Below are 26,904 nucleotides of genomic sequence, written 5' to 3'. Positions count from 1 at the left end.
ACAGCATGGCAACGGCTAATATCGGATTTGAAGAGAAACTGTGGACACTCGCGGACAAGCTGCGCGGCAGCATGGATGCCGCGGAATACAAGCATGTCGCGCTTGGATTACTATTTTTGAAATACGTATCGGACGCATTTGAAGAGAGATACAAGGAATTGGAAAATGAACCTTACGCGGATGTCGAGGACCGGGACGAATATCTTGCGGAGAATATTTTCTGGGTGCCAAAGGAAGCGCGCTGGAGCCATATTCAGGCCAACGCCAAGAAGCCGGAAATCGGGCAAATCATAGACCAAGCGATGATCGCCATTGAGAAGGAAAACCCTTCCCTAAAAGGTGTACTCCCAAAAGATTTCGCTCGTCCAGCATTGGATAAGACCCGTTTGGGTGAAGTCATTGACCTCTTTTCATTCAAAGTAGGGGACAAAGACAGCCGCTCCAAAGATGTGCTTGGCCGTGTATATGAATACTTCCTGAGTAAATTTGCCAGCGCGGAAGGCAAGAATGGTGGCGAGTTTTATACACCATCCAGTGTTGTTCGTCTTCTGGTTGAAATGATCGAACCGTTTAAAGGCAGAGTATATGACCCCTGCTGCGGTTCAGGCGGTATGTTTGTGCAAAGCGAGAAGTTCGTTGAAGAGCATAATGGTAAAATTGGCGATATTGCCGTCTATGGACAGGAATCCAACCCAACCACCTGGCGCCTGTGCAAAATGAATCTGGCGATCCGTGGAATTGATGGCAACTTGGGTGAGTACAACGCGGATACGTTTCATAATGATCTGCACAAAAATGTAAAGGCTGACTTTATTTTGGCGAATCCGCCGTTTAACATCAGCGATTGGGGCGGACAGCGGCTGGTTGATGATCCGCGCTGGAGTTATGGTGTTCCGCCTGTGGGTAATGCCAACTATGCTTGGATTCAGCATATTGTATCTAAGCTATCGCCAAACGGCGTTGCCGGGTTTGTCCTGGCGAACGGCTCCATGTCCACCAGTACGACAAGCGAACTGGAAATTCGTAGTAAGCTCGTTGATGCTGATCGGGTAGACTGTATTGTAACTTTGCCTGGGCAGTTGTTTTATTCTACACAAATTCCGGTATGCCTCTGGTTTATAGCGAAAAATAAAGCGCCAAAAGGTCTGCGTGATCGCCGTGGAGAAGTCCTATTCATCGATGCTCGTAAAATGGGGCATATGGTAGATCGTACCCACAGGGAACTTAGCTCGGAGGATATCAGAAAGATTGCGGATACGTACCACGCATGGCGCGGCCAGGCTGAAGCGGGAGAGTACGAGGATGTTAAAGGCTTTTGCAAAGCAGCCAAGCAGAGTGAAGTGCAGGAACATGAATATATTTTGACGCCTGGTCGTTATGTTGGGATTGAGGATGCCGAAGAGGATAGCGAGCCTTTCGAAGATAAGATGGTACGCCTGACAAGTGAACTGGCTGAGCAATTTGCAAAATCCCGTCAGTTGGAGGATGAGATTCGGAAGCAGTTGGGGGGGATTGGGTTTGAGTTTTGATAATTTAATGTGGGAGAAAACAAAGTGGGGAGAAATTGCAAGCTTAGAGTACGGGAAAGCACTAAAAGACTATAAAAATAAAACTACAGGCTATCCTGTTTTTGGGACTAATGGTCCGATTGGATACACGGATAAGATGATGTCAAGGGGACCAGGGGTAATTATTGGAAGAAAAGGAGCCTACAGAGGTGTTCATTATACAGATAGTGCATTTTACGTCATTGATACTGCATACTTCCTCAAGCCCATAAAAAATAACTTAGATTTAAAGTGGGCCTACTATAATCTAAAAAATACGGATATAAACAATCTTGATTCTGGTTCAGCAATACCATCTACAAGCAGAAGTGATTTTTATGCTCTTGATACTTTATTACCTAGCATAAAAGAGCAAATAAAAATCAGAGATTTGTTGAGCTCTTTAGATAATAAAATCGAACTCAACAACGCCATCAACAAAAATCTAGAAGAAATGGCCCAAGCTCTCTTTAAACGCTGGTTTATTGATTTTGAATTTCCAAATGAAAGTGGTGAACCTTACAAGTCCGATGGGGGAGAGTTTGAGGAAAGTGAACTGGGATTGATTCCGAAAGGCTGGAAAGTTAAAAAACTTGAATATATATGTAGAATTGATACCACATCGGTCACTCCTTCAGCTACACCAGATGAGACTTTTGAGCTTTATAGTATTCCAGCTTACGATGAAGGGAAATTCCCTGTTTTCGAAGCAGGATCTACTATAAAAAGTAATAAGTACAAGGTGAATAAAGGATCTGTTTTAATTTCAAAATTAAATCCACAAACAAAAAGAGTATGGGCCCCCCTGTGTCTTACACCAGATGCTGTGTCTTCTACAGAATTCATTAATTTTTTGTCTCTAAATTCTGGAAACAGGGGTTTTTTATATTCTTTGTTGGATAGTGAGTCATTCTACACATACCTCTGTTCAAATACTACTGGTTCTACTAATAGTAGGCAGCGAGTATTACCAAAAAGTACTTTGGATTTTCGTTTCGTATTTCCTGACAATGAAGAAGTCGTTTATCAATTTAGTAAGATGATAGAAAATTATTTAAATTTAATGCAAACTCTGATTTATGAAAATCGGAAACTTGCAATTTTACGTGACACCCTTCTCCCCAAACTCATGTCCGGAGAAATTCGTGTCCCGCTGGTTGAGCAGGAGCAAGTAACGGGCTAGTAAGGATTATATCCTACCAAAAGCTTAGGAGGTGTGCCGTGTATATTACATCTTATGCAGAGAGCGACCTGGAGCAAGCGGCGATAGAATGGTTTGAAGAATTGAACTACAGCAAGGCGTACGGGCCGGAGATTTCGCCGGAAGGCGAATATCCGGAGCGCCTATTATACAGTGATGTGATCCTGACGGATCGGCTGCGGGATGCATTAACCCGCATCAACCCGGGCGTGCCGTGTGAAGCGATTGAAGAAGCGATCCGCATCGTGGAGGTTCCGCAGAGCCCCAGCCTGCTCGTGAACAACCGCGCTTTCCAGCGGATGATTACCGACGGGATCGATGCGGAGTACCGTACGCCGGCGGGCGAGAACCGTGTCGCCAAAGTGTGGCTTTTTGCCACTGAACCTGGCCGGGTGGAAGAGAACGACTTTCTTGTCGTCAATCAGTTTACAGTGATTGAAACCAGCGAGAAACGTCCGGATATCGTCATATTCGTGAACGGCATACCGCTGGTGGTCATGGAGCTGAAGAGCGCCTCGAACGAAGAAGTGGGGATCAGTGAAGCCTACAATCAAATTCAGACATACAAGAGCAGCATTCCTTCTCTATTTACATATAACTCGTTTATGGTCATTAGCGATGGCGTAAATGCTAGGGCAGGCACACTTACGGCGGATGCCGAGCGATTCATGATGTGGCGGACGATTGACGGGAGCGATGTCGCTCCTTCCTCCGTACCTCAGCTCGAAGTACTGATTAAAGGCATGTTTGACAAACAGCGGCTGATGGACCTGATCAAGCATTTTGTGCTGTTTCAGACGGATGGGGAGCAGGTTACCAAAATACTGGCCGGGTATCATCAATTCCATGCGACAAACAAAGCGATAGCAAGTACGGAGCGGGCGACGGAGACGGAAGGCGACCGCAAGATCGGCGTCATCTGGCACACCCAGGGCTCGGGGAAAAGCTTGTCCATGGTGTTTTATGCCGGCAAGCTGGTGCTGACCATGGACAATCCGACGATCGTTGTGGTAACCGATCGCAACGACCTGGACGATCAGTTATTCGCCACCTTCAGCAAGTCGCAGGATCTGCTGCGCCAGACCCCCAAGCAGGCGGAGAACCGTAAGCATCTGCGCGAACTGCTGGCGGTAGAGTCGGGGGGCGTTATTTTCACAACCGTTCATAAGTTTAGCACCGAAGGGGATGAGGATACCTTTCCCGAGCTGACGGCGCGTAAAAACGTAATCGTTATTGCCGATGAAGCGCATCGCAGCCAGTACGGATTTCAGGCTGAGATGGTGGTGAGCGAGCAGACCGGCGAAGCGAACATCAAATACGGCTATGCCAAATATATGCGTGACGCCCTGCCCAATGCCTCCTACATCGGATTTACGGGAACGCCGGTTGAGCTTTCGGACAAGAACACACCGGCCGTTTTTGGGGATTACATTGATATTTACGATATGAACCGCGCCGTTGAGGACGGCACAACGGTCAAAATTTATTATGAAAGCCGTGTAGCCCGCCTGAACTTGTCCGAGGCCGAACGTCCGGTCATCGACAGTACCTATGAGGAAATTACCGAGTATCAGGAGATCACGCAGAAGGAAAAGCTCAAATCCAAATGGGCCCGGCTGGAAGCGTTGGCCGGTGCGGAGAAACGGATCAAAGCGATTGCCAAGGATATGGTTGCCCACTACGAACAGCGCCAGGAAGGCATGTTTGGTAAAGCGATGATCGTTGTCATGTCGCGCCGCATTGCAATCGATCTGTATAAAGCGATTGTGGAGCTGCGTCCCGACTGGCACAGCGATGATGATAGCAAGGGCAAGATCAAAATCGTGATGACCGGTACATCCAGCGACCCGGAAGAATGGCAGAAATTTATCGGGACGAAGCGGCGGCGGGAGTATTTTGCCAAACGAATGAAGGATCTGAATGACCCGCTGCAGATCGTCATTGTGCGTGATATGTGGCTGACCGGCTTCGATGTGCCGTCCATGAGTACGATGTACATCGACAAACCGATGAAAGGTCATAACTTGATGCAGGCGATTGCGCGGGTGAATCGTGTCTTCCGCGATAAGCCGGGCGGATTGATTGTGGACTATATCGGGATTGCCGATATGCTGAAGTCGGCTCTGCAGCAGTATACCGAGCTGGATCGCCGGACAGCGGGCATTGATACGGACGAGGCTGTTGATGTCATGCTTGAGAGGCTCGACTTGCTGCATGATCTGCTTCATGGGCATGATTACGGCAAGTTCAATTCGCCTAAAGCGTCGGACCGGATGAAAGCGATTGTAGAGACGGTGGATTATGTGCTTGGGCTGGGGGAAGAAGGGAAGCGGAATTTCGCCAAGTGGGTTACGGAGCTGGCCAAAGCTTATGCTTTATGCGCGACGACACCGGCGGCAGAAGCGGTGAATGTGGAAATCAGCTTCCTGAAAGCGGTCAAGTCGGGGATGTTCAAACTCATTACGACCGACAACCGAAAAAAGACGACGGCCGAACTGGATGCCGAGCTGAATCAGCTGATCTCCAAATCGATCATATCCGAAGAAGTGGTCGATATCCTCGAGGCGGTCGGTTTACAGAAACCGAATATTGCGATCCTTTCGGATGAGTTTCTTGAAAGCGTACGTGGACTAAAGCAAAAGAATCTGGCAGTTGAGCTGCTTCGCCGACTCCTGCAGGATAAAGTGAAGTCTTTCCAGAGGGTGAGCATTGTTCAGTCCCGCAAGTTTTCAGAAATGCTGGATGAGTCGATTCGCAAATACAACAACCGCACGATTGAGACTACCCAGATCATTGAAGAGCTCATTCAGATGGCAAAAGACGTAAACCAGGCTGTGAAGCGCGGAGAAGATATGGGGATGATTCAGGAGGAACTGGCCTTTTACGATGCGCTCGCCTCCAATCAATCGGCCAAGGAATTAATGGGTGATCTGATGCTCAAACAGATTGCGCATGAATTGACACAGTCGATCAAGAACAATATTACCGTGGACTGGACACTGCGCCAGAACGTACGCGCCCAGATGAGAGTAACGGTAAGGCGGCTGTTGAAGAAATACGGTTATCCGCCGGATCTGGAACAGCTTGCTATCGACATGGTGCTAAAACAGGCGGAAGTGATGAGCACGATGGCAGCGGAAGAGTTCCGTTATTAGCTTATGCTTCCGAAGCGAGTTTTGCTCGAAGTCTACTCAGGAAGTAAAGCTTACAAAACTTTTAGGGGAATCGCTATGGAACGATCGAATTTTATATTTTTGCAAGAACTCCATCCCGAGTTGGCGACCTTGGCACAGCAAGCGGAGAACAGCATTTGGCTCAATCCGCGCGGCACGCTTACACAGGGGAGACTTTTCGGAGAATTGCTGGCAAAAACGATATCGGTCCAGGAAAAGGTCGAGCCTGTTTTCTCGATTAGCCAGTCGGAGCGTCTCCATAAGATGGCGCGCGAAGGGCTGTTATCCGAGGAGATACGGGACAAATTTGAATGGCTGCGCCGCAGCGGCAACACCGCTGCCCATAGCAGCCGCGAAATTCACGCAGACCTGGCTCTCACTGCCCATCGCCACATGTTTGAATTGGCGTCATGGTATGTCGAAGTGTACGGTCCGGTGGCAATGGAGTTACCCGTCTATCAGATGCCGTTGCAGCAGCAGGAACCGGTTGTGCAGCCGGTTGAAATAATCAAGCCCGCAATGGATCCGGAGCTGGTAGAGAAAGTGGTCTCGGACCAGTTGGAATCGAGACTGCTGCCCGCGTTGGATGAAAAGTTCCGGAGCATCGAGGAAGCGCTGCTGCGTATGACTGAAGTACGGTCAGCGGGGCCGCTGAATGAACCGGAAGCGAGCGCTCCCGCTCAGACGGCTGCAGCTCGTCAGCAACCGGTCAAGGAGGCAAGCCTTTCAAGCGAATACAGTGCAGACAAGGTGGAAATTGCCGATATCCTGCAGAAACGAGGCTTCAATCTAGTAGATAAGCGACCTTTCGGCGGTGCGTTATGGGTTGTTGGCGGCTGGGAGTTAAAGCAGGCGCTTGGGGAATGGCATGGGCAAGGCATTTATTTCCGGTTTGCTCGTAATGGCAGCAATTCGACGAAGCGGCAGCCCGCCTGGTTTCTGCTCGGCAAAAATCCTTCGGCAGAACGTTGGATTATCCCATTTAGCGAAGGGGGCAAGCAGGCAGCCCGTTCACCGGCATCCGCCAAGATGCAGTCTGAGGAAAATACGCCGGCCGAGGCGGCAGAAGTTGTAGCGGAAATGCCTGTTCAAACTCAGGCCGCAACCGAGCAGCCTGTAGAGAGTCCTATTCAGCAGGAAACTGCCGAAACGGGAGGGGAGCCGAAGACGGATTCCGTTTCGATTCCGCAACATCTGCGGGGACAAACTCTTCAAGGCTATGTGTCTGCCCGCTTGGCTGATTTATCCGCTTCTATGGGGGCAACTGTATTTGGAGATTGGAACGAAGAACGTTTGCTGCAGCTGTATGAGCAGCAGCCGAAGCTGCTCCATGACGTCATGGTTCAGTTATGGTTCTTCGGCTTCCAATTTACAGGGAAGCTTGGACGGTTTCTGAAGTTGCAGCATGATCCGGACGAACCGCATATCGGTGAACTGCAGGAAGGTATCTTATTGGATCTGCTGCTTACCCCGGATGTATGCCGGCTGCTTCAGCGGTTTGGGATTATAAAGTCTTATCAGCTTAGCGGTATTCCGGTGTCGTCGCTGGCCTGGCTTCTTCGCGGCAGGCATGAAGAAACCGTCGCCCGGCTTGAGGGAATCAAGCGTGTGGAGCAACCAGCCGGTAAGGATGAGGTAGACGAAGAAAATGACCCATCCGATAAGCAGAATTTATTGTTATTTAGAGTAAATGGGCAAGAGCTCGTACTTCCGGATCATTTTCGTGAAATGAGGATTGCTGATCTGCAATTTCAGGGTTGCAATGCCCTGCTGCGCGGCATTCAGGAGCAGTGGCACATCACCGCCATTGGAGAGCTTCCGGAGGCGCTGTCCGTTTTACCAACAAAAATTAAAGGTGTAGGCACTACGGCTGTGATGAAGTTTTTTGAGCAGCTGAAAGATTTTGCTGTTGAGGGAACCATTAGATCTGTAGCTGTTGAGGCACTCCCCGCAACGCACGAACCGGTTAGGACCGCAGGCAGCATTAAATGGCAAACTAAAAGTTTTAACGTAAGCGATGCGGATATGGAAATGTCCTTGGAAGAGGCATTTGTCAACGATAAGCTCAAGTTTATCTCACGACTTAATGCTTCCGGCATCCGAACTGTAGGGCAGCTGCCTTCACGATTGGAGCAGCTTCTTAGCTATCCGGGGGTCAGGGGGCCCGCCGTTGCGAAATTTTACGATCAGCTATGCGAGATACTGAATAAATTGAGGCTGCAACGGGAGCGGGAACAGACATGGAGCCGATTAAGCATGGAGGAACGGATGACGCAGGCCATTCATGAGACATTGCAATCTTGGCAGCTCTGGTTGGCCGGTCAGGACTCCAAACGAGGCACAGTACGCAACCTGGAAATTCTCAAATTTCGCTGGAATAGTCAAAAATCCGGCCGCAAAGCTACGCTTGAAGAAACGGGTCAGCAATTTGGCCTGACTCGTGAACGAATCCGCCAAATCGTGCTCAAACAGCATGAAAAATTAAAGAAAGATCTTCTTCAGGTCGCGCGGGCGCTGAAGGAGGCTTTTGCAGCAGGGTGCGGGTTTTTCTACTTTCCAATGGATATTAAGGGATCGTTTGAGCATGATCTGATCGTCGATATTTTGGATGCAGAAGGTTTTACCTATCTAGATGCCTACGGCTGGTGGAGCAAGAAATTCCGGAGTGAACTGGAAACTTTACAACGGCAGTTGAGACAGGATTTGAAGAGTCTGTACAAAGGTGTACTGGTAGCGGAGCATGAGTATCGTTCCAAAATAGACGAGTTATCCGTACAATACCAAGTTCCGCCTCCATTGCTTATGCGTCTGGCGGAGCATTTCATCACTCCGGTTCTTGAAAATTTTGTCATGCTGAGCGGCAGCACAAAGGCGGATATGGTGGAGGTGCTGCTGCGCAGATATCCGGATGGTGTTGAAGTCTATAAGAAAGCTGATGAACTTCTACAGGCTGCGGAAACGATTTGGCCCGGGGAATTTGAGAAAGAACGAGAGATTTACTCAGTACTTACCCGGGACGAATTTTCAGATATCGCTTATTTATGGGGAAGAGGCACATATATTCATCAGTCTTTTGTGACACCCGACATCGGTCTAATACAGGAAATCTCGTCCGCTGTTGAAGCGCTTCTTGTGCAGCGGAGTCCGATTTCGGTGGGCCACATCTTTGAAAAATATGAAGACGTCTTGCAGGCGGCACGTATTCCCAATGAATACGCACTGTATGCAATGCTGCGAAAATATGGCTCGTCAGCGCTTCAACTAAGAAAGTTTCCTCATATTTGGCATGAAAGCGACGGATTCCAGCTGAATAATGCGGAAATGATCAAAAGCTATATTCGAGAAATCAATCAGCCTGTTTCAAGAGAGCAGTTGAAAGAAGAATTTGTATCCCGTCGTGGGTGGAAGTATTTTACTGTTGACTTTAATTTAGCATCGGATCCGGATTTTGTTCGAGCGGATTTCGGTATCATTGGTTTGAAAGAGTTTTACCCATTGGGAGAATCTGAATTTCAACCCCTGTTTACAAAGCTGCAAAATTTGATTTCAGGAAGCGCTGTTGTTCATATTGGTCGTCTATTTGATGAAATGCGGGATTATTGCCGTTCATTCGGTATCGAATCCACTTATACATTATATGACCTCCTGCAGCTCGAAGCGGATGAGAGATTTATTTTTGCCCGGTATCCGCTTGTTGCCCTTGCTGGACAGGAATGGGGAGACCTGAACCTCCAGGCTTTGACGGAACAATATGTACTTGAACAAGGCACCCTTGTGCCGAGGGAGCAGCTATGGCAGTGGCTGACGGAAGAACTTGGCGCCCGTGAGAGTACCCTAGATCTGGTACTGTCCAATTCCAGAAGCATTATTTACTATACCCGCGGTCAATATGGTGAATACGTCCATAGAGACACTATTGGCTGGACGCCGGAAAAAGAGAACGCACTTGTTGACTGGGCCAACCTCAATTTAATAACCGCATCCGCAAACGGTAAACCGTTTATTTTGGCAGAACAGCTGCTGCTGCAAGAAAAACTTCCTGAGCTGCTTAATGGGCTGTCTTGGAGTGAAGATTTGCTCATTGATTTACTCAAAAAAAGCGACAAGGTGCGTCTGACCGGTTCATATGATGCAATAATTCTGGCGAAAGAGCAAAGTCAAATCCAGACGGAAGCTGATTTCGTGGCTTATATCCTGAAGTCATTCTTCAACGGCAAGGCCTTGGCAACTGAATTGTACCGTAAATTGGCGGAATTAAGGTATTCAAAAGACGGGAAATTTCTATATGCGACGTTGAAAATGATGGAAGAAGGAAATGCCCCCTTCAGATTTGAAGATGAGTATGTCGTCCTTAATGAGTGATATACTCTGATAAAAGGAATGTACATAGTCCTCAAGTTCCGTCAAAATACCGATCGCCTCAACAATATTACGTGAAATAATCATTAGTGTAGCTCCCGTGTCAATGACTATATTGTCAATGACACGGGAGTTTCCCCTAAAGAAAACCTCCAATGACGTGAATAAAAGCCCATCACTATACTGTTTGATCGAATTTCGATCTTTTCTTTACCCATGTAGTAAATGAAAATGTCGTCCCTAGAACGAACAAGTTCTCGGGTGACTTCCTTCTCACTATCAGAACCCAGGATCACGGCCACCTCCTAAACATACAGCTCCTGATTTTCAATCCGCGAGTTTAACCTGACAGTGTTGTCCTTGCGAAAGAAAGTTTGAAAATCTTTTCCACGGATTTACAGCAGAATGCCGGTTGGTGGATTGTCCCGAAAAAGGTTAGGACAACTCATCTTGTGTATTGAATCTATAGATGTTTAAATAACATATAATTAGGGAATCAACATTAAAGTATCCGCGGGAGACACTGGGTTAAGGTTAACACATATCAGAGGAGAGTCATGGCCGAAATGGATAGAGGTTATTATGAAGTAAATAAAATGTCCAAGAACTACCCGGTAAAGGTTGTACCACATCAGGATATCATAAGGGAGGCAGGGTATACCAATATACATATAGAGAAGCACTGGCACAGAAGTCTGGAAATTGTTCTAATGTATAACGGCAATTTTGTGTTATGGAAGAACGGCACAACCCTAAAAATGAAGACTGGCGATATTGTTATCATCAATAGTGAAGAACCGCACGAATTTTATGATTTTATAGGCAGGAAACAAGGAGGCTGCTCGATTTTAATTTCGTATAGATTTTTGAAAGAGACTTTTCGTGATATTGATAATATATATTTTGAACTTGATAAGAATCACCCGGCCTACAAGGACTTGATGGAAATGATGCTGCGGATGCAAGAGAATTATTACGGAAATGATGAATGGTACAATCTGCAAATTAGAAGTGTTATGTATGAATTACTCTATCTGCTGATGAAATTTTTCAGGAAGGAAAAGAGCAAGGTTATAGACGCAAGGACTCAAAAGTATGAAAAAAGGTACAAGGAAATAATAACTTATCTAAATGAACACTATACGGATAATCTACTATTACAAGATGTTTCCAATCTATTTGGTTATAATCCTGAATATTTTTCGCGAAGCTTCAAAAAGTACATGGGTGTAAATTTCAAAACTTACATTGTGAAATTGCGGTTGAACGCAGGCAAGCGATTTTTGATGGATACGGATAAGACGATTACGGATATCGCGTTGGAGATTGGTGCGCCTGATGCGAAATCCTTTATAAGAGACTTCAAAAAAAATTTCGAAGTGACCCCTGCCAAATTCAGAAAAATGAATAGTGCCAAGTAAACCAAAAGACAGTCTGCATGATAGCAGTCTGTCTTTTGGCTTTAGAAATCAATTTTTGCCTATAATTGAATCAAATAAAGAAATTCTTATCAAAAAAATATACGTTATCATTAACTTGTGCACAGGTAGTAATCGTTTTAGGAGGAGTGGAAATGGCTAGCAAGTATGATGGCTTAGCAAGAATCATTATTCAAAATGTCGGAGGGAAGGAGAATGTAGACTCAGTTGAACATTGCATGACAAGACTGAGATTTGAACTCAAGGACGAGAGTAAAGCCAATACAGAGATGTTGAAAAATACTGACGGAATTGTAAACGTTATCAGTAGTGGCGGACAGTATCAAGTGATTATTGGAAATCATGTGGGACAAGCGTATCAGGGATTAGTTGAGAAGGGACACTTTGACAAGCAAGCAGATGATGAGGAAACCGGTAAACAGGGAAAAAAAGGACTGTTTAATGCTTTTGTAAGTACAATCTCCGGAATCTTCGTTCCTGTCATTGGATTGCTGTGTGCCTGCGGTATAATCAAGGGTGTATTGATACTGCTTTCAACATTCGGAGTTTTATCCGCTACAGATGGAACCTATATTATATTGTCTGCCGTTGGAGATTGTATCTTTTACTTCTTCCCGATTTTTATAGGTTACACAGCCGCCAAAAAATTCAAAGTTAATGAATTTATAGGCCTTGCGATCGGAACCAGCATGATTTACCCTACGCTTATTGCTCTTATGAACGGTGATGCTATCAATGTATTGTTTAGTGGTACTGCTTTAGAGTCAAACGTGTATTTAACATTCTTAAAAATTCCAGTTATTTTAAATAACTATACCTCCACAGTTATTCCGGTTATTTTGGCCGTTTGGTTTGCTTCAAAGGTAGAGCGATTCTCTAAAAAGGTTGTTCCGAATGTAATCAAATCATTTGGTGTTCCTCTGTTAACGTTGATAATCGCAGTCCCGATTACCTTTATGGTGATTGGACCTGTCGCAACATGGATCTCGGGTTTAATCGGCATGCTGGTCTCAACACTTTATCAGCTTAGTCCAATTGTCTTCGGGGCGTTTGTCGGCGGATTCTGGCAAGTTTTTGTAATGTTCGGCATCCATCAAGGGCTTATACCGATTGTAATCAATAATTTGGCCACATTGAAATATGACACGATCTTTGCAGCTACAGCTACTGCTTCCTTTACTCAGGTAGCTATTCTGTTAGCCATTATGATTAGAACCAAAAATAAGAAGTTGAAGACAACTTCATTTTCGGCATTTTTTCGAGTCTATTCGGCATCACGGAACCGGCTATTTATGGTGTTACTTTACCGCTCAAGACTCCCTTCATTATCAGCTGCATTACATCCGCGGTTGGCGGCGGTTTAGCGATGTTCCTTGGAGTAAAGTTCTACAATATGGGCGGACAAGGCATCTTTGCTTTCCCGACTTATGTCAATCCCAATGGCAATGCATTACACGATATTCTGATGGTAGGGATTGCAATGGCGGTTGCCATGGTCTTGGCCTTTATTCTAACTCTGATCTTTTTCAAGGATAAAGCCGAAGCGTCAACAGTAACGGCAGGTGTTGATCTCAACCCTACAAATGCCGAATTGGCCAGTCCTCTAGGATCAACTCAAATGCCGGCATCGGATAGTCCGATCGCGTTAGGAAGTCCGATCGCTGGAAGAATTGTACCGCTCTCTGAAGTGAAAGATGAAGCTTTCTCCCAAGGTTATATGGGGAATGGAATCGCCATTGAACCAACCGAAGGGAAAATTGTAGCTCCGGCGGATGGTATATTAACTAGTCTATATCCTACAGGCCATGCCATGGGAATTACGACGGACAGTGGCCTTGAATTATTAATCCATGTTGGAAAAGATACGGTGAAGTTAAAAGGAAAGTATTTCAAAGTTCACGTCAAACAAGGCGATGCGATTAAAAAAGGTCAGCTGTTAGGTGAATTTGAGATTGATTCTATCATAAATGCCGGATATTCAACGCTTACTCCTTTCATTGTCACCAACAATAATGATTATGAGCAATTTGCGGTAACTGACCAGGCGCTGGTTGGCACAGGCGACATCATTATTACGCTTAATAAATATTAAATAGGAGAAGATCACATTGATTAAATATAAAGAGAATCCGTTTTTCTTGTCGGATCAGGATATCGAGTGGGTTGAACGTACTATGCAACAGATGAGCGAAGAAGAAAAAATCGGCCAACTGTTCTGTCTGCATGGTGATTCGGATGATTTTGGAGTCCTTGAGGAGATTATCCGGAAATATAATCCGGGTGGAATGATGTATCGTCCAAGTGAAAGTGAAAAGATATATGGGATTCATAAATTCATACAGGATACAAGTGCCATTCCTATGCTTTTGGCCGCCAATTTGGAATCCGGGGGCGACGGTATCGGCAACGAGGGTACATTCTATGGCAGACAGATACAGGTAGCTGCAAGCAATAATGTAGATAATGCATACCGGCTTGGCGTGATTGCCGGGCGGGAGGGAAGCGCAGTAGGCTGTAACTGGTCTTTCGCTCCTGTAATTGACATTGATATGAATCATTCAAATCCGATTACAAATGTTAGAACCTTTGGATCCGACGAAAACAGAGTACTGGCAATGGCGGAAGCTTATATGAGGGGTTGTCATGAGAATGATGTCGCCGTATCCATCAAACACTTTCCCGGTGATGGAGTTGACGACAGGGACCAGCATCTTGTTGCTTCAGTGAATTCGCTATCCGTTGAAGAATGGAACGATACTTTCGGAATGGTATACAAAGGGATGATTGAGGGCGGTGCCAAAACCGTTATGGCCGGACATATTCTTCAACCTGCTCTAACCCGATATATTTCACCTGAAATTAAGGATGAAGATATAATGCCGGCATCATTATCGCCGGAATTACTGCAAGGGATATTGAGAGATAAACTGAACTTTAATGGAATGATTGTTACGGATGCAACTTCTATGGTAGGATTTGCTGCTCAAGGACGGAGAGTGGATTTGATTCCTAAAGCCATCGCCTCGGGTTGTGACATGATTCTATTTGCACGAAATCTGGAAGAAGATTATGAAGCAGCCATAAGCGGCGTTAAGAATGGGATAATATCCAGAGAAAGACTGGATGAGGCAGTTGCCCGGATCTTGGCTACCAAAGCATCCTTGAAGCTTCATACGAAAAAGGAAACCAATACGCTAATGCCGCCTAAAGAAGGCCTCCGTATTCTTAAATGCGAAGAGCATAAGAAATGGGCTTATGAGTTGTCCGACCAATCCATTACCTTAGTCAAAAACAAGCAAGGCCTTATTCCATTGGATGTTCAAAAGTACAAAAGAGCTTTAGTCATCGTGCTGGGCGATTTGGTAAGTGCAAGCGGTAAGCCTGCTGTGAGCGGCATGTTCATGGAAGAACTGAAGGCGGCAGGATTTGAAGTAGAGAAATTTGACGAGCAGGAGCATAAAGAATTATTTCTAACGGCAGCAAGCAGCGAAATCCGCGAGAAATACGATGTGGTTTTCTATTTTGCCAACATCAAAACGGCTAGCAACCAAACCACTGTACGCATTAATTGGAAGGCACCTATGGGGCTGGACGCTCCTTGGTTTGTAAATGAAGTGCCTACCGTTTTTATTTCCATAGCTAACCCCTATCATTTACAAGATGTGCCTATGATTAAAACATATATTAATGCTTACACGGCAAATGAATTCAATCCTAAAGTATTGGTAGAAAAAATTATAGGCAAAAGTCCATTTAAAGGAATTAACCCAATTGATCCCTACTGTGGATACTGGGATGCGAGGTAATTATGATAAAAGGTCTATTATTTGATTTGGATGGGGTTATTGTGGATACGGCGAAATATCATTATTATGCCTGGAAGCAAATCGCGGATGAGTTGAGTATTGAATTCACTCTTCAAGATAATGAACGGTTAAAGGGAGTTAGTAGAGCACGTTCTTTTCAAATTATTTTAGAGCTGGGCGGCAGAACGATGTCGGAGGCAGAACAAGAAGAATATTGCGAAAAAAAGAATCAAATATATTTGGACTATATTAACAAAATGACAGAGGATGAAATATTGCCGGGCGTAAAACCTTTTCTGACTGATGCCAAGAATAAGGGCTACCGGATAGCCTTGGGTTCTGCGAGTCAAAATGCTCAAAGTATTTTGACTCTGACTAATTTGAAAGATTACTTTGATGTCATCGTTGATGGAAAAACAGTTTCGGCAGCCAAGCCGAATCCGGAAGTATTTATCAAAGGGGCAAATGAATTGGGATTGAAAAACGAAGAATGTATTGTGTTTGAAGACTCCGTATCGGGAATAGAAGCGGCTCATCATGCCAATATGTTAGCGGTTGGGATTGGTGCGGAAAAAGACCTGCCTATGGCAGATATGCATTTAGACGGATTTTGCTTAGTTACCATTGAAAAAATCATTGGCGAATTGAAGTGAAGGGTGTTTTTACGCATCGGAGCCATTGAATTCAGCGGACAACCCTCGCCGACTAACCGGGGCGGGGCCGGACCTTCGGCCCTAAAGTCGGTGAGGGTTCTTTTGCATGATTATCCCGTTTGATCAGGCAGCAGAGAAACAGACAAAAGAGAAACAGTCCCGCTCGAAAGAATATTCGGGAGGAGAGTATTCAGAAGAAAAATATGTTCGCAGAAGTGGATCTATTCGAGATCGTGAGACGGTCTGAGGAAAAGGACTCAGGTTTAAAGGACAGGTTTCGGAGAAGTGAAACATGGACGGGGGAACGAAAAGAGCGTGATGTTCCTCCAGCCTGAACCCTTCCATCTGCAACAACGCCCAAACTATTCATGCGAACTCCCACTCATCAAGTTGATCCGCAGCCATCTAATCCCCACCGTTCCAGCCTCTCGTTCAGGCTACAGTTGAAGGGGCTGATTCGGTTGGACCGCGATCAGACGACGGTGGGAAAGTACCGGTATTGCCATACACATCTGCAGCAACTTCTGCCGCTCTTTTTTCTTGAACCCTTACCCTAGCTTCCACCCCCGCCCACTTCTCCCTGAACGAAAGGGATAATCATGCAAAGGCAGCAGGAAGGGACACTAAGACACACCCCCTTTGGACAGCCCCTTGCTGGCCGGAAGAGTTCGGACGGTAGTGTGCAATTCTGATCTTGATTGGTTAGCTTCTTAAGCGTTAGAACTTTTCACTGTCCAGTAGCTCAATGATCCTTGGCAAAATTCAAACCTAGGCGATAAGCTTGGTCCAGCAGCATTTCGTAATGATCGGGATTTGAATCCAGGGTCTCATATAAGAATTCAACCTTGGAATTGGAAACACCGCAATAATCTGCAATTCCCACATTCAGCAGATGAGTAATCATTTTGTCATAGTTGCGCTTTTGCATCTGTTCTTTCGAAACGCCCGCCAAACCAAGCCACAAGACATGCTGATGATGAAGGTGGTTCGAACCGTACGCAAACCCATTGTTCCATACACGGTCAATATACCCCTTTAGCATAGCCGGCAAATGCCACCACCAAAGCGGAAAAATAAATGCCAAAGCATCATGCTCCTTCATCCGCCTTATTTCCATTTCCACTTCAGGGGAAAAGGTCTGTTCCGCAGCTGACCAATCGGGTTCATCCGCTCCTTTTAAAACAGGATCAAAACCAATCCCGTGCAAATCCAATATCTCATACTCGTGGCCAGCCTCGGCGAGACCTTGTACGAAACGATCGGTTACCTCAAAGGTCAAGGAATCTTTTCTCGGGTGTGAAACAACGGTTAACACGTTCATGCTTGTATTTTCACTACCTTTCTTGAGCAGCTCATTTCTAGCCATGAGGAGTGGCTGATGCTATTATAAACAGTAGGAAAATGAACTGGAAGTACGCACTTTTAAGTTCTATAGGAAGATACAGGTGCCATAGGAACATGGAAGTACCCTAGCTGCATTCCCTGAAAACTGGCCTGAGTAACGGATGGAAGTGATTGGTTGTTCTAAGCAAACTTATCCTTTTAACGGAGGATTAAGCGATGACTGAACAGATGAAAAATAGCGTTCAAAAGAAGTATCAACTTGGAGTGGAGGCGGCATTAGAAGTAATGGGAGGGAAATGGAAGCCTTTAATCATCTATCATTTGATGACTGGACGGAAACGAACTTCTGAGCTTCGTCGGTTAATGCCCGGCATTACGCAAAAAATGCTGATCACTCAGCTTAGAGGCCTGGAAAAGGATGAGATCGTTACACGAAAGGTTTATAATGAGATTCCCCCTAAAGTGGAGTATGAGTTAACAGCTTACGGCTGGGGATTAAAACCCGCGCTAGACCATTTATGCTATTGGGGAGAGGATCACCTGGAAAAGATTCATGGCGAAAAGTAGTTGAATGGAAAATTAGCCCAGTATGAAGCATATTTAACTGGTAATTGGTTAAATTTACAAACTACCCTGAATATGATTACTATACTATTTTAAGCTATTAATACAGCTTCTCCGATAAAAGTGATGATTATATTCAAGTGGGTGAATACTAACTTATCATCTGTAGCGAGCCGTCAAACGCTTTTATAAGGTTTGACGGTTTTTCGATGATATCATAATTTTGCTGTTCTTAAAAATTTAATGGAGGGAAATTATGACGAGAATGAGTTTCGCTGGTATATGCCTTTTATTCACTTTACTGTTATCTGCATGTAACAATCACCAAAACGTATCAGAAGAATCTCAAGTCATGGACGAGAAGGCCAAGATTTTGGAGGTATCCACGGATTTGCCCAAGAATGCCGGTTGGTGGATTATCCCGAAAGATGTGAATACGATGACCATTGACGTGAAGGCTAAAAACATCGATACCGTTCTATTTTGGATTACTCCGACAGGTACGGAAACATGGGGGGAAAGAGAGCTTATTGGTTATGATAAAGATGGAAGTGACGGCTGGTCTTTGACATGGAACTTCGGCAGCCGGACTTTTCACGACCGCATTGCTATTCAAACCTTAGGCAGCGATGGTACTACGCAAGATAATGAGACCATTAAAGTCATTTCAGAATGAATATAGGCAAGGCTCAAATTTAGCTGTATAAAGAGAAAGGCGAACGAACATTCTATCAATTGTTGGGACATTATGGTAGAATGAGGAAGTACAATTGAATCTTGGGTGGGCATGGTTTCCCTTCGAAAGGAGGTGAGACCATGGAGGTTAAAGATGCATTGCATATCATGTTTCTATTCGGAATGTTTATCCTTGCACTTTTAACGTACATCAACTCGAACAACAAGAGAAAGTAAAAACCCACCCAAAGGTTAGCGCCAGAGGTGGGTTTTTATTGCCTGGACTTAGAAGGGAATAACCCATCCAAGCCAATTGTATAGCCGAGTGTTCACCGCACTCGGTTTTCTTATACAAATGATACCATATCTATAGGGCTAGGAAAAGATTAAACAAAGAAATTATAAAAACATTTCAGGAAGCGAACTGTATACAAACCGCTGGAGGAGTTACAACATCAATTGATTTAGGACTATTTATTGTTGAATTGTTTGCTGGAACGGAAGCGGCCAATGTTGTGAAGAAGCAGATTGATTATCCATATACCGCAGTTGGAATAGTAGAAGTGTAGGGCAATTCAAGTGGGCAGGTACATCCTATAACACCGTATTCTCGCATCGGGATTACTGTCCCCTCGGTTCTCAGATGTATAATCATGGAAGAAGCTCTGGGCATAATCTATTTTATGAGGTGAATTCATGCGGATAGAAGATTATTTTGAAAACTTCCCGATTCTTGAAACGGATAGGATATTGTTGAGGCCTATAACTTACTTAGATATTGAAGACATGTATGAATATTGTTCCGTGCCAGAAGTATCAAGGTATACAACATGGGAATACCACAAAAGTAAGGATGATACGAAGGGATTTATTGATTTTATTCTTAACCGATATGCATCAGAGAAAGTCGGTCCATGGGGGATTGAATATAAAGAATCTGCGCAAGCGCAGTTAGTCTGGCCGTTTCGTGAATACAAGAACGTTATCAGAAATCAAATTTATATTTTGAGGGGGGTAATAGATGGATTTACGCCTAACGTTTAATGAAGATGTGTTAAATTATGACAAAATGCGGCCAACGTATATAGAAGAACTGTTTCATGATGTGATTCAGTTTTCAAACTTAGATAATAGTAAAACAGCTCTTGAAATAGGTATAGGGACAGGCCAGGCCACTTTACCTTTTTTGAATACCGGATGCAAGGTTACGGCCGTAGAACTTGGGGAAGATTTAGCGAAATTTTCAGATCAGAAGTTTTCAAAATTTGCTAATTTCAATGTTATAAATCATGATTTTGAAAGTGTCGTTCTTGACAAGAATCACTTTGATTTAATTTATTCTGCAACCGCTTTTCATTGGATACCGGAAGAAATAGGATATACAAAAGTCTATCAACTTTTGAGAAATGGCGGAGTATTGGCACTATTTTGGAATCGTCCGTTCCCAGCCAAAGAAAATGACCTTCATATAGCAATGCAAAAAATCTATGACAAATATAGACCATCATCTAAAAAGCTACCGGTAGTACACAGCGAAGAACACTGTTTGGAAATGGTCAATACAATTAAACGATATGGTTTTATTGATGTGAATTATAAGCTATATCATCAAACAAGAACATTTGATGCTCAAAACTACGTTTCACTTCTTAGAACTTATTCAGACCATAGGGCATTACAGGAAGATAAACGAATACTTTTTGAAGAAGAATTGATAGAAACAATTAACGATTACGGTGGACAGATTAATTTAAACGATACTATTGATTTATATTTGGCAAGAAAGCCGATTTATTGAAAGATATGAAGACAACTGCAGTTGAGGTCAGTGATGGGCCACCGTTTTTAAGTTGGCATGTGTCCCTTGGTAGTGGTGTATAATCATGGAAGGAGCTCTGACAACAAACGCCCCAGCCTAAGATAAGAGTTATCTAAGGTTGGGGTATTTTCGTGAATACCAATATTATCTGAAAGGAACGACGATTGTTTATGAAATGTTTATATCTTTTACCTTTGGAATTTAGATCTGTATTTTATCCTTGATTTATTAAAGTATTACTGGATTATTGGCCGATTTTACATAAGGGAGATCATTAAGTGACGATAAAGAAGAGATTATTCAATTACAATCTGTTGATGGTTGTGATTCCGCTTGTCGCCATGCTGATTATCGGCTCCATATTCGTCTTCATTGTGAAGGCACTCTTCTCTACGGATTCTAAAGAGATTGGTCCGATGAACGAAACCTTTCTCGAAATGATGAGCATTATGGATGGAGTCGACATGAACGGGATTTCGGAACAGGCGGAGGTTCAGAACGAGTTGATGAATCGATTCGCCGACAAGAAATATTTTGTTTATGCCAAACAGGGCGGACAAACGCTGTTTACGAACATGAGAGATAAGGAATATTCACATATTTCCAAATACCTTTCCCAGGACCATCTATATACGGCCAATCAATCGCTTTGGGTTCCGGATGACGACTTATATCTTTGGTGGAATAGGATAGAGACCGATACGACGCCGGTTACATTGGTCATAGCGCGGTTCTTCGATCGGGAAGACGGAGCTGGCCATACGGTCGCATTTGCAATGATGTCAATTCTCATCATTTCGGCCATCGTCATTATGGTCATACTGGTAAGCTTGTATTTTGCCAATAAGATGATCGAGAAAATTATGGTTCCGCTTAACCACCTTTGTGACGGTGCGCAGCGCATTCAGGAGGGGGACCTCAGTCAGGATATTTCCTGTCAAGGCGCCGAGGAATTGGAAAAGGTCTGCGACTCCTTTAATCAAATGCAACATCAGTTGAAAGCGAATTTGAAGAAGAACGAGAAATATGAACGGGACAGAAACGAAATGCTTGCCGGGATTTCCCACGATCTTCGGACGCCGCTTACCTCCATCAAAAGCTATGTTAAGGGATTGTTAGATGATATTGCCAAAACCCCCGATAAGCAAAAGGAATATTTGAACGTGGTTTATCGCAAAGCTTGCGTAATCGAAAGCCTGATCAATTCCTTGTTTTTATTCTCAAGGCTTGAAACCGACACGTTCCCTTATACGTTCAAATCGGTTTCCATTCAGAATTTCATCGTTACGCTGCTGGATTCGCTGGAATACGACTTGGAGAAAGGCAATGCCGTTCTGACCCTGAATAGCAGCTGTACCGATCAGAAAGTGTGGATGGACGGAGAGCAGATGACACGCGCCATCACGAATATACTCGATAACAGCATCAAGCACAATTCGAACCAAAAGCTCCACATTACCGTTACGATGTTCGAGCAGGACGGTCAAGTGATCATTTGTATACAGGACGACGGGGCAGGAGTATCTGCGGAACAGCTGAATCGGCTGTTTGACAGCTTTTACCGGGGAGATGAGTCGCGCAATCCTGCCACGCAGGGAAGCGGACTTGGGCTGGCGATTGCGAAAAGAATCGTGGTTGCCAATGGCGGAAGCATCTCAGCTGAGAGTAAGAATGGACTGGCGATTATCATTGAACTTCCGGTGGAGGAGGTGAACCCATGAAGTGTGTGTTAATTGTTGAAGATGACAAAGAGATAGCCGCTATCGAAAGGGATTATCTGGAGATCCATCATATTAAGGCGGAAATTGCTCCCGACGGCGTTACGGCCCTTGATATGATGAAAGCCAAGCGATACGATTTGCTGTTGTTGGACGTCATGATGCCGTTTAAAGATGGATTTGAATTATGCAAGGAAATTCGCAATGTTTACGATGTGCCCATCTTATTGGTGACGGCCAAAACTGAATCTGTAGATCGCATCAGGGGATTGGGGCTGGGCGCGGATGATTATATATCGAAGCCATTCGATCCGGCAGAACTTGTGGCGAGAGTAAAATCACATCTTGCTCGCTATGAACGGTTGACAAGCGGAAGCAAAGAAAGGGGGGCTTTACCAAAAGAAACTGAGGAAGTCATTGCGGTAGAGGATCTGTACATCGTACCACAGGGTTACAAAGTATTTGTCCGAGGGGAAGAGGTGAAGCTTACCACCCGGGAATTTGAGCTGCTGCTGTTTCTTTCCAGTCATCCCAATATCGTGTTCTCCAAGGAGAAGCTCTTCGAACGAATCTGGGGAGGCGATTATATTGGCGACAATGCGACCGTCACGGTGCACATCAACCGAATCAGGTCGAAAATCGAGAAGGATAGCAGCAATCCGCAATATATCGATACCGTGTGGGGCGCCGGCTATCGCTTCAACAAAACCTGAGGAGGGGCTGGATGAGAATTGCAATCGTGACAGAAACCTTTCTTCCATCGACCGATGGAATTGTTACACGCTTAACGGCGTCCATACAGCATTACCTGGAAGCCGGACATGAGGTAACGATTATAGCGCCTGATTTAGGCGTATCGCGATTCGGCGCTGCCCGCATTCAGGGACTGCCGACAAGCACGCTTCCTTTTTATCGCACCAAAAAATTCGCATTGCCTAGCCGTAAAGTCGGCATGCTGCTGAAGGAATACGGTCCTGATATCGTACACGTCGTCAATCCGGCGTTGCTTGGCGCTGCCGGCGTATATTACGCGAAGAAATTGGGCATTCCCTTGCTGGCTTCTTACCATACGAATCTTTCACGGTATCTGGACTTTTACGGGCTTCCTTTCATGAGAGGGCTTCTATGGCTGTACTTGCGTCTGCTGCACAACCGGGCATCGATCAATTTGTGCACATCCCGAACGGTTCGTGAAGAGTTGATGAAACGCAAATTTCGCAATGTGAAGTTATGGGGCCGCGGTGTGGACAGCCAATTATTTCACCCCGAACGGTACGATGCAAGCGTGCGGGAACGATTGTCCCAAGGATTTCCTGACAAGAAAATTTTGCTATATGTGGGCAGACTTGCGGCAGAAAAGGAAATCGAAAAATTACGGGATATATTCGATGCCTCCGATCAATTCGTGTTGGTGATCGTTGGCGACGGGCCGCACCGCAGCGCTCTGGAAAAACATTTTTCCGGTACCGATACGCTTTTCACAGGTTTCTTGTACGGTCAGGAGCTTGCCGCAGTGTTTGCTTCCTCCGATGTTTTCGTTTTTCCGTCCACCACCGAAACGTTGGGGCTGGTTCTGCTTGAAGCGATGGCGTCCGGTCTGCCTGTCGTTGCAGCGAGAAGCGGACCGACCTGCGAGCAGATCAATCACGAAAGCACCGGTCTTTTGTTCGACCCGGGCGATCATGATGGATTTATTGCCGCAGTATGCCGGTTTGAAGACAAGATGACGAGAGACGCCATGTCAGCTGCGGCTTATCAAGCGAGTATGGGGAAAGGATGGAAGGAAGTCGCAGAGCAGGCTCTGGACTATTATCGGCAAACGGCAAAGAAGGGAAACGAACGGGGCTGATGGAGAATGCGATAAAGCGGCGGAATATTAAGCAATTCGTTCAGTTTGCATGCATCGCCTTGCTGAATACGGCAGTAGCGGTAGCAACGATGAACAGCCTGCTCTTTATTCAACCGGACCCAAGCGAAGTCTTGTTGGGGATGTTTAATGCGGTCTCCTATGTCATGGCCGTGCTGAACAGCTACTTCTGGAACTCAAGAGTCACGTTCAAAGGCTTAGCGAGAGGAACGAAGAGGCAGCGATTTAGATTTTTTATCCAGTCGCTTGCAAGTCTGGGAATTAACTATTTTGCTTTCCTGACCGTGAACGATCTGCTCGCCCCCCTCGGTTTGCCGAATTGGATTCGCTACAATGCGGCATTGGGAATCGCGGGGGCGATCTCCTCGATTTCCAGCTTTATGTTTATCAAATATCTAGTATTCAGCGAAATGAACACTCAGGGGAGAGGTGCCGTTGACAAGAATAGAGAATGACGTAGGCCTCATTCTGGAAGGTGGGGGGATGAGAGGCATGTATACGGCGGGAGTCCTGGATTGCTTAAGCGATTGGGGCTTGAAGTTTCCGCTGGTCGCCTCGACTTCCTCCAGCGCATTGATCGGCAGTTATTTTATTTCTGAACAGAGAGGTCAGATTTACGAGGCCTACAACTATTTGGCGGACAACTACCGGATTATCTCGTTCAAGCGGATGATGACCCATAAAGAATTGTTTCGAATGGACTTGCTGTTTCAACTCGTTCCGGAGAAGGCGGCGCCCTTTGATTTCCGCGCGGAGTCAAACTTCTGATCAGCACCACAGACATTCTAACGGGATCGGCCGTCTATCATGACGCCTTTCCATCGCCTGAAATTCTGTTCACGCTCGTCCGCGCTTCAAGCAGTTTGCCTGTTCTTGCTCCAAGCGTTGCCTTTGAAGGCAAGCTTCTGGTTGATGGAGGCGTAGCCGATCCGATCCCCATCAAGCCGTCCATCGAGCGGGGATACAGGAGAAATGTTGTCATTTTGACAAGAAACCGGGGATACATCAAGAAACCCAGCTGCCTCGGATGGGTATACCGCCGATTATTCAGGCAGTATCCGGAGTTAATCAAATTGCTGAAGAACAGGCATGAAATATATAATCGGACAACTCAGGATATTCAAAAAATGGATATGAATCGGGATGTTTTTCTCATTTGCCCCGAGAAACCGCTAATCGCCGGGAGAATGGAACGCAACAAGCAGGTTCTTGAGGAATTGTATATGCAAGGCTATAAAGAAATGCAACAAAAGAAAGAAGCTTTGCGCAGCTTTCTGCTTGGACAAGAATCAGAAAAAACATGAGCAAAGGATGATGGAATATGACAAACGCAAAGGTTCGCAAAAAGATAATCGTTCTGGGGGGAGACGGTTTTTGCGGCTGGCCGACGAGCCTTCGCTTGTCCGGATTGGGACACGAAGTTATCATCATCGACAATCTCTCCAGGAGGAGAATTGACGAAGAATGCGGAACAAATTCATTAACCCCCATTCAGTCCATCGATGTTCGTTTAAGGGCATGGGAAGAAGTATCGGGGAATCGGATACGGTTTTATCGTATCGATATCGCGGAGGAGTACGATCGGTTGTTGTCCGCCATTCGTGAGGAGAAGCCGGATGTCATTATTCATTTTGCCGAGCAGCGGTCTGCGCCATACTCCATGAAGTCGTCCCTGCTCAAACGCTATACCGTCAACAATAACGTTAAAGCTACTCATCATGTTCTGTGTGCGATCGTTGAAAGCGGGCTGGATATCCACCTGATCCATTTGGGAACGATGGGGGTATACGGATACGGTTCGGCAGGAATTCGGATACCCGAAGGATATCTGGATATCGAGGTGAAGACGGATAACGGTGACAGGGTCAATCAACAAATTCTTTATCCGACAAATCCCGGTTCTATCTATCATATGACCAAATCGCTGGATCAGCTATTGTTCCATTATTACAACAAAAACGACCGGCTGCGAATAACCGATCTCCATCAGGGCATCGTCTGGGGAACGAATACTCCCGAAACGCAAGCCGATGAACGGCTGATCAACCGGTTTGATTATGATGGGGACTACGGGACGGTTCTGAACCGCTTTCTGATGCAGGGTGCCGTCGGCCATCCGATTACCGTGCACGGTACGGGGGGGCAAACAAGAGCATTCATTCATATTCAGGATACGGTGCGTTGTTTACAGCTTGCCGTCGACCATCCTCCGGAACTTGGCGAGCGCGTTCTGATCATGAATCAAATGACGGAGACCCGGCGGGTAATCGATCAGGCTCGGATTGTCAGCAGGCTGACGGGAAGCGAAATTGCCTTTGTTCCCAATCCGCGGAACGAGGCCGCCGAAAATGAGCTTCATGTGGATAACAGCCATTTTATATCCATAGGACTTGTTCCCGTTACGCTGAACGAAGGGCTGATGATGGAAGTCAGCGAAATCGCCAAAAAATACGCATATCGCACTGATTATTCCAAGATTCCCGCGATGAGCACATGGACAAAGGAGCAGCGTCCAGGGAATGTTCATCCTCGATACGCGGACTATTGCATCTAGGAGGCAAAAAATCATGTTCAATTCCCAAAAGCATGCAAACTGCAATCGTCTCGAAATGTATTTTGCAGGTAATAAATCTGCGATGAAGGCATTTTTCAAAGGCTATGGACTTGAAGGGCTGAAGGAAAAGAATATACAAATATAAATTTAATGAACTGGCCGTTACAAGCTCATAGTTCCTGAAA

At 45.4% G+C, this 26,904-nt stretch carries 21 protein-coding genes and 1 pseudogene; 21 read left to right on the top strand and 1 reads right to left on the bottom strand.

The annotated features are described in order from the left end of the window. Positions 1 to 5: 5 nt before the first annotated feature. The 8 genes and pseudogenes from DYE26_RS07610 to pgmB all read left to right on the top strand — a co-directional run bounded on the left by DYE26_RS07610 (position 6) and on the right by pgmB (position 16,178). Positions 6 to 1,529 (top strand): class I SAM-dependent DNA methyltransferase, encoded by a 1,524-nt coding sequence (locus DYE26_RS07610; protein ID WP_036623340.1) that lies wholly within the window; start codon positions 6 to 8, stop codon positions 1,527 to 1,529. After that, positions 1,519 to 2,730: a restriction endonuclease subunit S gene (locus DYE26_RS07605; protein WP_051985467.1), complete on the top strand. Its 1,212-nt coding sequence runs from the start codon at positions 1,519 to 1,521 to the stop codon at positions 2,728 to 2,730. Before DYE26_RS07610 ends, DYE26_RS07605 begins: the two co-directional genes overlap by 11 nt. A gap of 44 nt (positions 2,731 to 2,774) precedes the next feature. Then, on the top strand, positions 2,775 to 5,903 hold the full coding sequence (locus tag DYE26_RS07600) for a type I restriction endonuclease subunit R (protein WP_218032583.1): 3,129 nt from the start codon (positions 2,775 to 2,777) through the stop codon (positions 5,901 to 5,903). Positions 5,904 to 5,978: 75 nt separating this feature from the next. Continuing rightward, positions 5,979 to 10,283 (top strand): sigma factor-like helix-turn-helix DNA-binding protein, encoded by a 4,305-nt coding sequence (locus DYE26_RS33785; protein WP_036623333.1) that lies wholly within the window; start codon positions 5,979 to 5,981, stop codon positions 10,281 to 10,283. 554 nt (positions 10,284 to 10,837) lie between these two features. Then, positions 10,838 to 11,701: an AraC family transcriptional regulator gene (locus DYE26_RS07585; protein WP_036623328.1), complete on the top strand. Its 864-nt coding sequence runs from the start codon at positions 10,838 to 10,840 to the stop codon at positions 11,699 to 11,701. A gap of 152 nt (positions 11,702 to 11,853) precedes the next feature. Continuing rightward, positions 11,854 to 13,811: pseudogene (locus tag DYE26_RS34805) on the top strand (beta-glucoside-specific PTS transporter subunit IIABC). A gap of 16 nt (positions 13,812 to 13,827) precedes the next feature. Continuing rightward, entirely contained in the window at positions 13,828 to 15,525 is a 1,698-nt protein-coding gene (locus DYE26_RS07575; RefSeq protein ID WP_036623326.1) for a glycoside hydrolase family 3 protein, read from the top strand. A gap of 2 nt (positions 15,526 to 15,527) precedes the next feature. Then, a complete protein-coding gene (gene pgmB, locus DYE26_RS07570; protein WP_036623324.1) occupies positions 15,528 to 16,178 on the top strand; it encodes a beta-phosphoglucomutase in 651 nt (216 codons plus the stop codon). A 742-nt stretch (positions 16,179 to 16,920) separates the two neighbouring features. Here the strand turns inward: pgmB and DYE26_RS07565 are convergent. After that, on the bottom strand, positions 16,921 to 17,499 hold the full coding sequence (locus tag DYE26_RS07565; protein WP_036623322.1) for an NAD(P)H oxidoreductase: 579 nt from the start codon (positions 17,497 to 17,499) through the stop codon (positions 16,921 to 16,923). Between the two features lie 239 nt (positions 17,500 to 17,738). Between DYE26_RS07565 and DYE26_RS07560 the strand changes: the two genes are divergently transcribed. From DYE26_RS07560 to DYE26_RS34505, 13 genes are all read left to right on the top strand, one after another. After that, positions 17,739 to 18,089 carry a winged helix-turn-helix transcriptional regulator gene (locus DYE26_RS07560; protein ID WP_036623320.1) on the top strand — a complete coding sequence of 117 codons (351 nt, stop codon included), beginning with the start codon at positions 17,739 to 17,741 and terminating at the stop codon, positions 18,087 to 18,089. 253 nt (positions 18,090 to 18,342) lie between these two features. Continuing rightward, positions 18,343 to 18,762 (top strand): hypothetical protein, encoded by a 420-nt coding sequence (locus DYE26_RS07555; RefSeq protein WP_227872983.1) that lies wholly within the window; start codon positions 18,343 to 18,345, stop codon positions 18,760 to 18,762. Between the two features lie 140 nt (positions 18,763 to 18,902). After that, a complete protein-coding gene (comI, locus tag DYE26_RS34670) occupies positions 18,903 to 18,998 on the top strand; it encodes a competence inhibitor ComI (RefSeq protein WP_221928471.1) in 96 nt (31 codons plus the stop codon). A 459-nt stretch (positions 18,999 to 19,457) separates the two neighbouring features. Next, positions 19,458 to 19,805 (top strand): GNAT family N-acetyltransferase, encoded by a 348-nt coding sequence (locus DYE26_RS07550; RefSeq protein WP_051985465.1) that lies wholly within the window; start codon positions 19,458 to 19,460, stop codon positions 19,803 to 19,805. Continuing rightward, positions 19,783 to 20,559, top strand: coding sequence for a class I SAM-dependent methyltransferase (locus DYE26_RS07545; RefSeq protein ID WP_036623314.1), 777 nt, complete (start codon positions 19,783 to 19,785; stop codon positions 20,557 to 20,559). The genes DYE26_RS07550 and DYE26_RS07545 overlap by 23 nt, the downstream gene beginning before the upstream one ends. Positions 20,560 to 20,858: 299 nt before the next feature. Beyond that, positions 20,859 to 22,301, top strand: a complete 1,443-nt coding sequence (locus DYE26_RS07540; protein ID WP_036623313.1) for a HAMP domain-containing sensor histidine kinase — start codon at positions 20,859 to 20,861, stop codon at positions 22,299 to 22,301. Continuing rightward, positions 22,298 to 23,011: a response regulator transcription factor gene (locus tag DYE26_RS07535; protein ID WP_036623312.1), complete on the top strand. Its 714-nt coding sequence runs from the start codon at positions 22,298 to 22,300 to the stop codon at positions 23,009 to 23,011. Before DYE26_RS07540 ends, DYE26_RS07535 begins: the two co-directional genes overlap by 4 nt. A gap of 11 nt (positions 23,012 to 23,022) precedes the next feature. Continuing rightward, positions 23,023 to 24,147 (top strand): glycosyltransferase family 4 protein, encoded by a 1,125-nt coding sequence (locus tag DYE26_RS07530; protein WP_036623311.1) that lies wholly within the window; start codon positions 23,023 to 23,025, stop codon positions 24,145 to 24,147. Next, the gene (locus tag DYE26_RS07525) at positions 24,147 to 24,620 is read left to right on the top strand and encodes a GtrA family protein (protein WP_036623310.1); all 474 of its coding nucleotides are present in this window, start codon (positions 24,147 to 24,149) and stop codon (positions 24,618 to 24,620) included. The genes DYE26_RS07530 and DYE26_RS07525 overlap by 1 nt, the downstream gene beginning before the upstream one ends. A gap of 28 nt (positions 24,621 to 24,648) precedes the next feature. Beyond that, positions 24,649 to 24,933 carry a patatin-like phospholipase family protein gene (locus tag DYE26_RS07520; protein WP_082207794.1) on the top strand — a complete coding sequence of 95 codons (285 nt, stop codon included), beginning with the start codon at positions 24,649 to 24,651 and terminating at the stop codon, positions 24,931 to 24,933. Further along, positions 24,930 to 25,469, top strand: a complete 540-nt coding sequence (locus DYE26_RS34665; protein ID WP_082207793.1) for a patatin-like phospholipase family protein — start codon at positions 24,930 to 24,932, stop codon at positions 25,467 to 25,469. The genes DYE26_RS07520 and DYE26_RS34665 overlap by 4 nt, the downstream gene beginning before the upstream one ends. A gap of 17 nt (positions 25,470 to 25,486) precedes the next feature. Further along, positions 25,487 to 26,719, top strand: a complete 1,233-nt coding sequence (locus DYE26_RS07510; RefSeq protein WP_036623309.1) for an NAD-dependent epimerase/dehydratase family protein — start codon at positions 25,487 to 25,489, stop codon at positions 26,717 to 26,719. 13 nt (positions 26,720 to 26,732) lie between these two features. Then, entirely contained in the window at positions 26,733 to 26,864 is a 132-nt protein-coding gene (locus DYE26_RS34505; RefSeq protein ID WP_255310033.1) for a hypothetical protein, read from the top strand. Positions 26,865 to 26,904 lie beyond the last annotated feature (40 nt).

Source organism: Paenibacillus macerans, from assembly GCF_900454495.1.
Taxonomy (GTDB): Bacteria; Bacillota; Bacilli; order Paenibacillales; family Paenibacillaceae; genus Fontibacillus; species Fontibacillus macerans.
The sequence above is the reverse complement of the archived record's forward strand: the minus strand, read 5'-3'. Positions and strand labels throughout refer to the sequence as shown.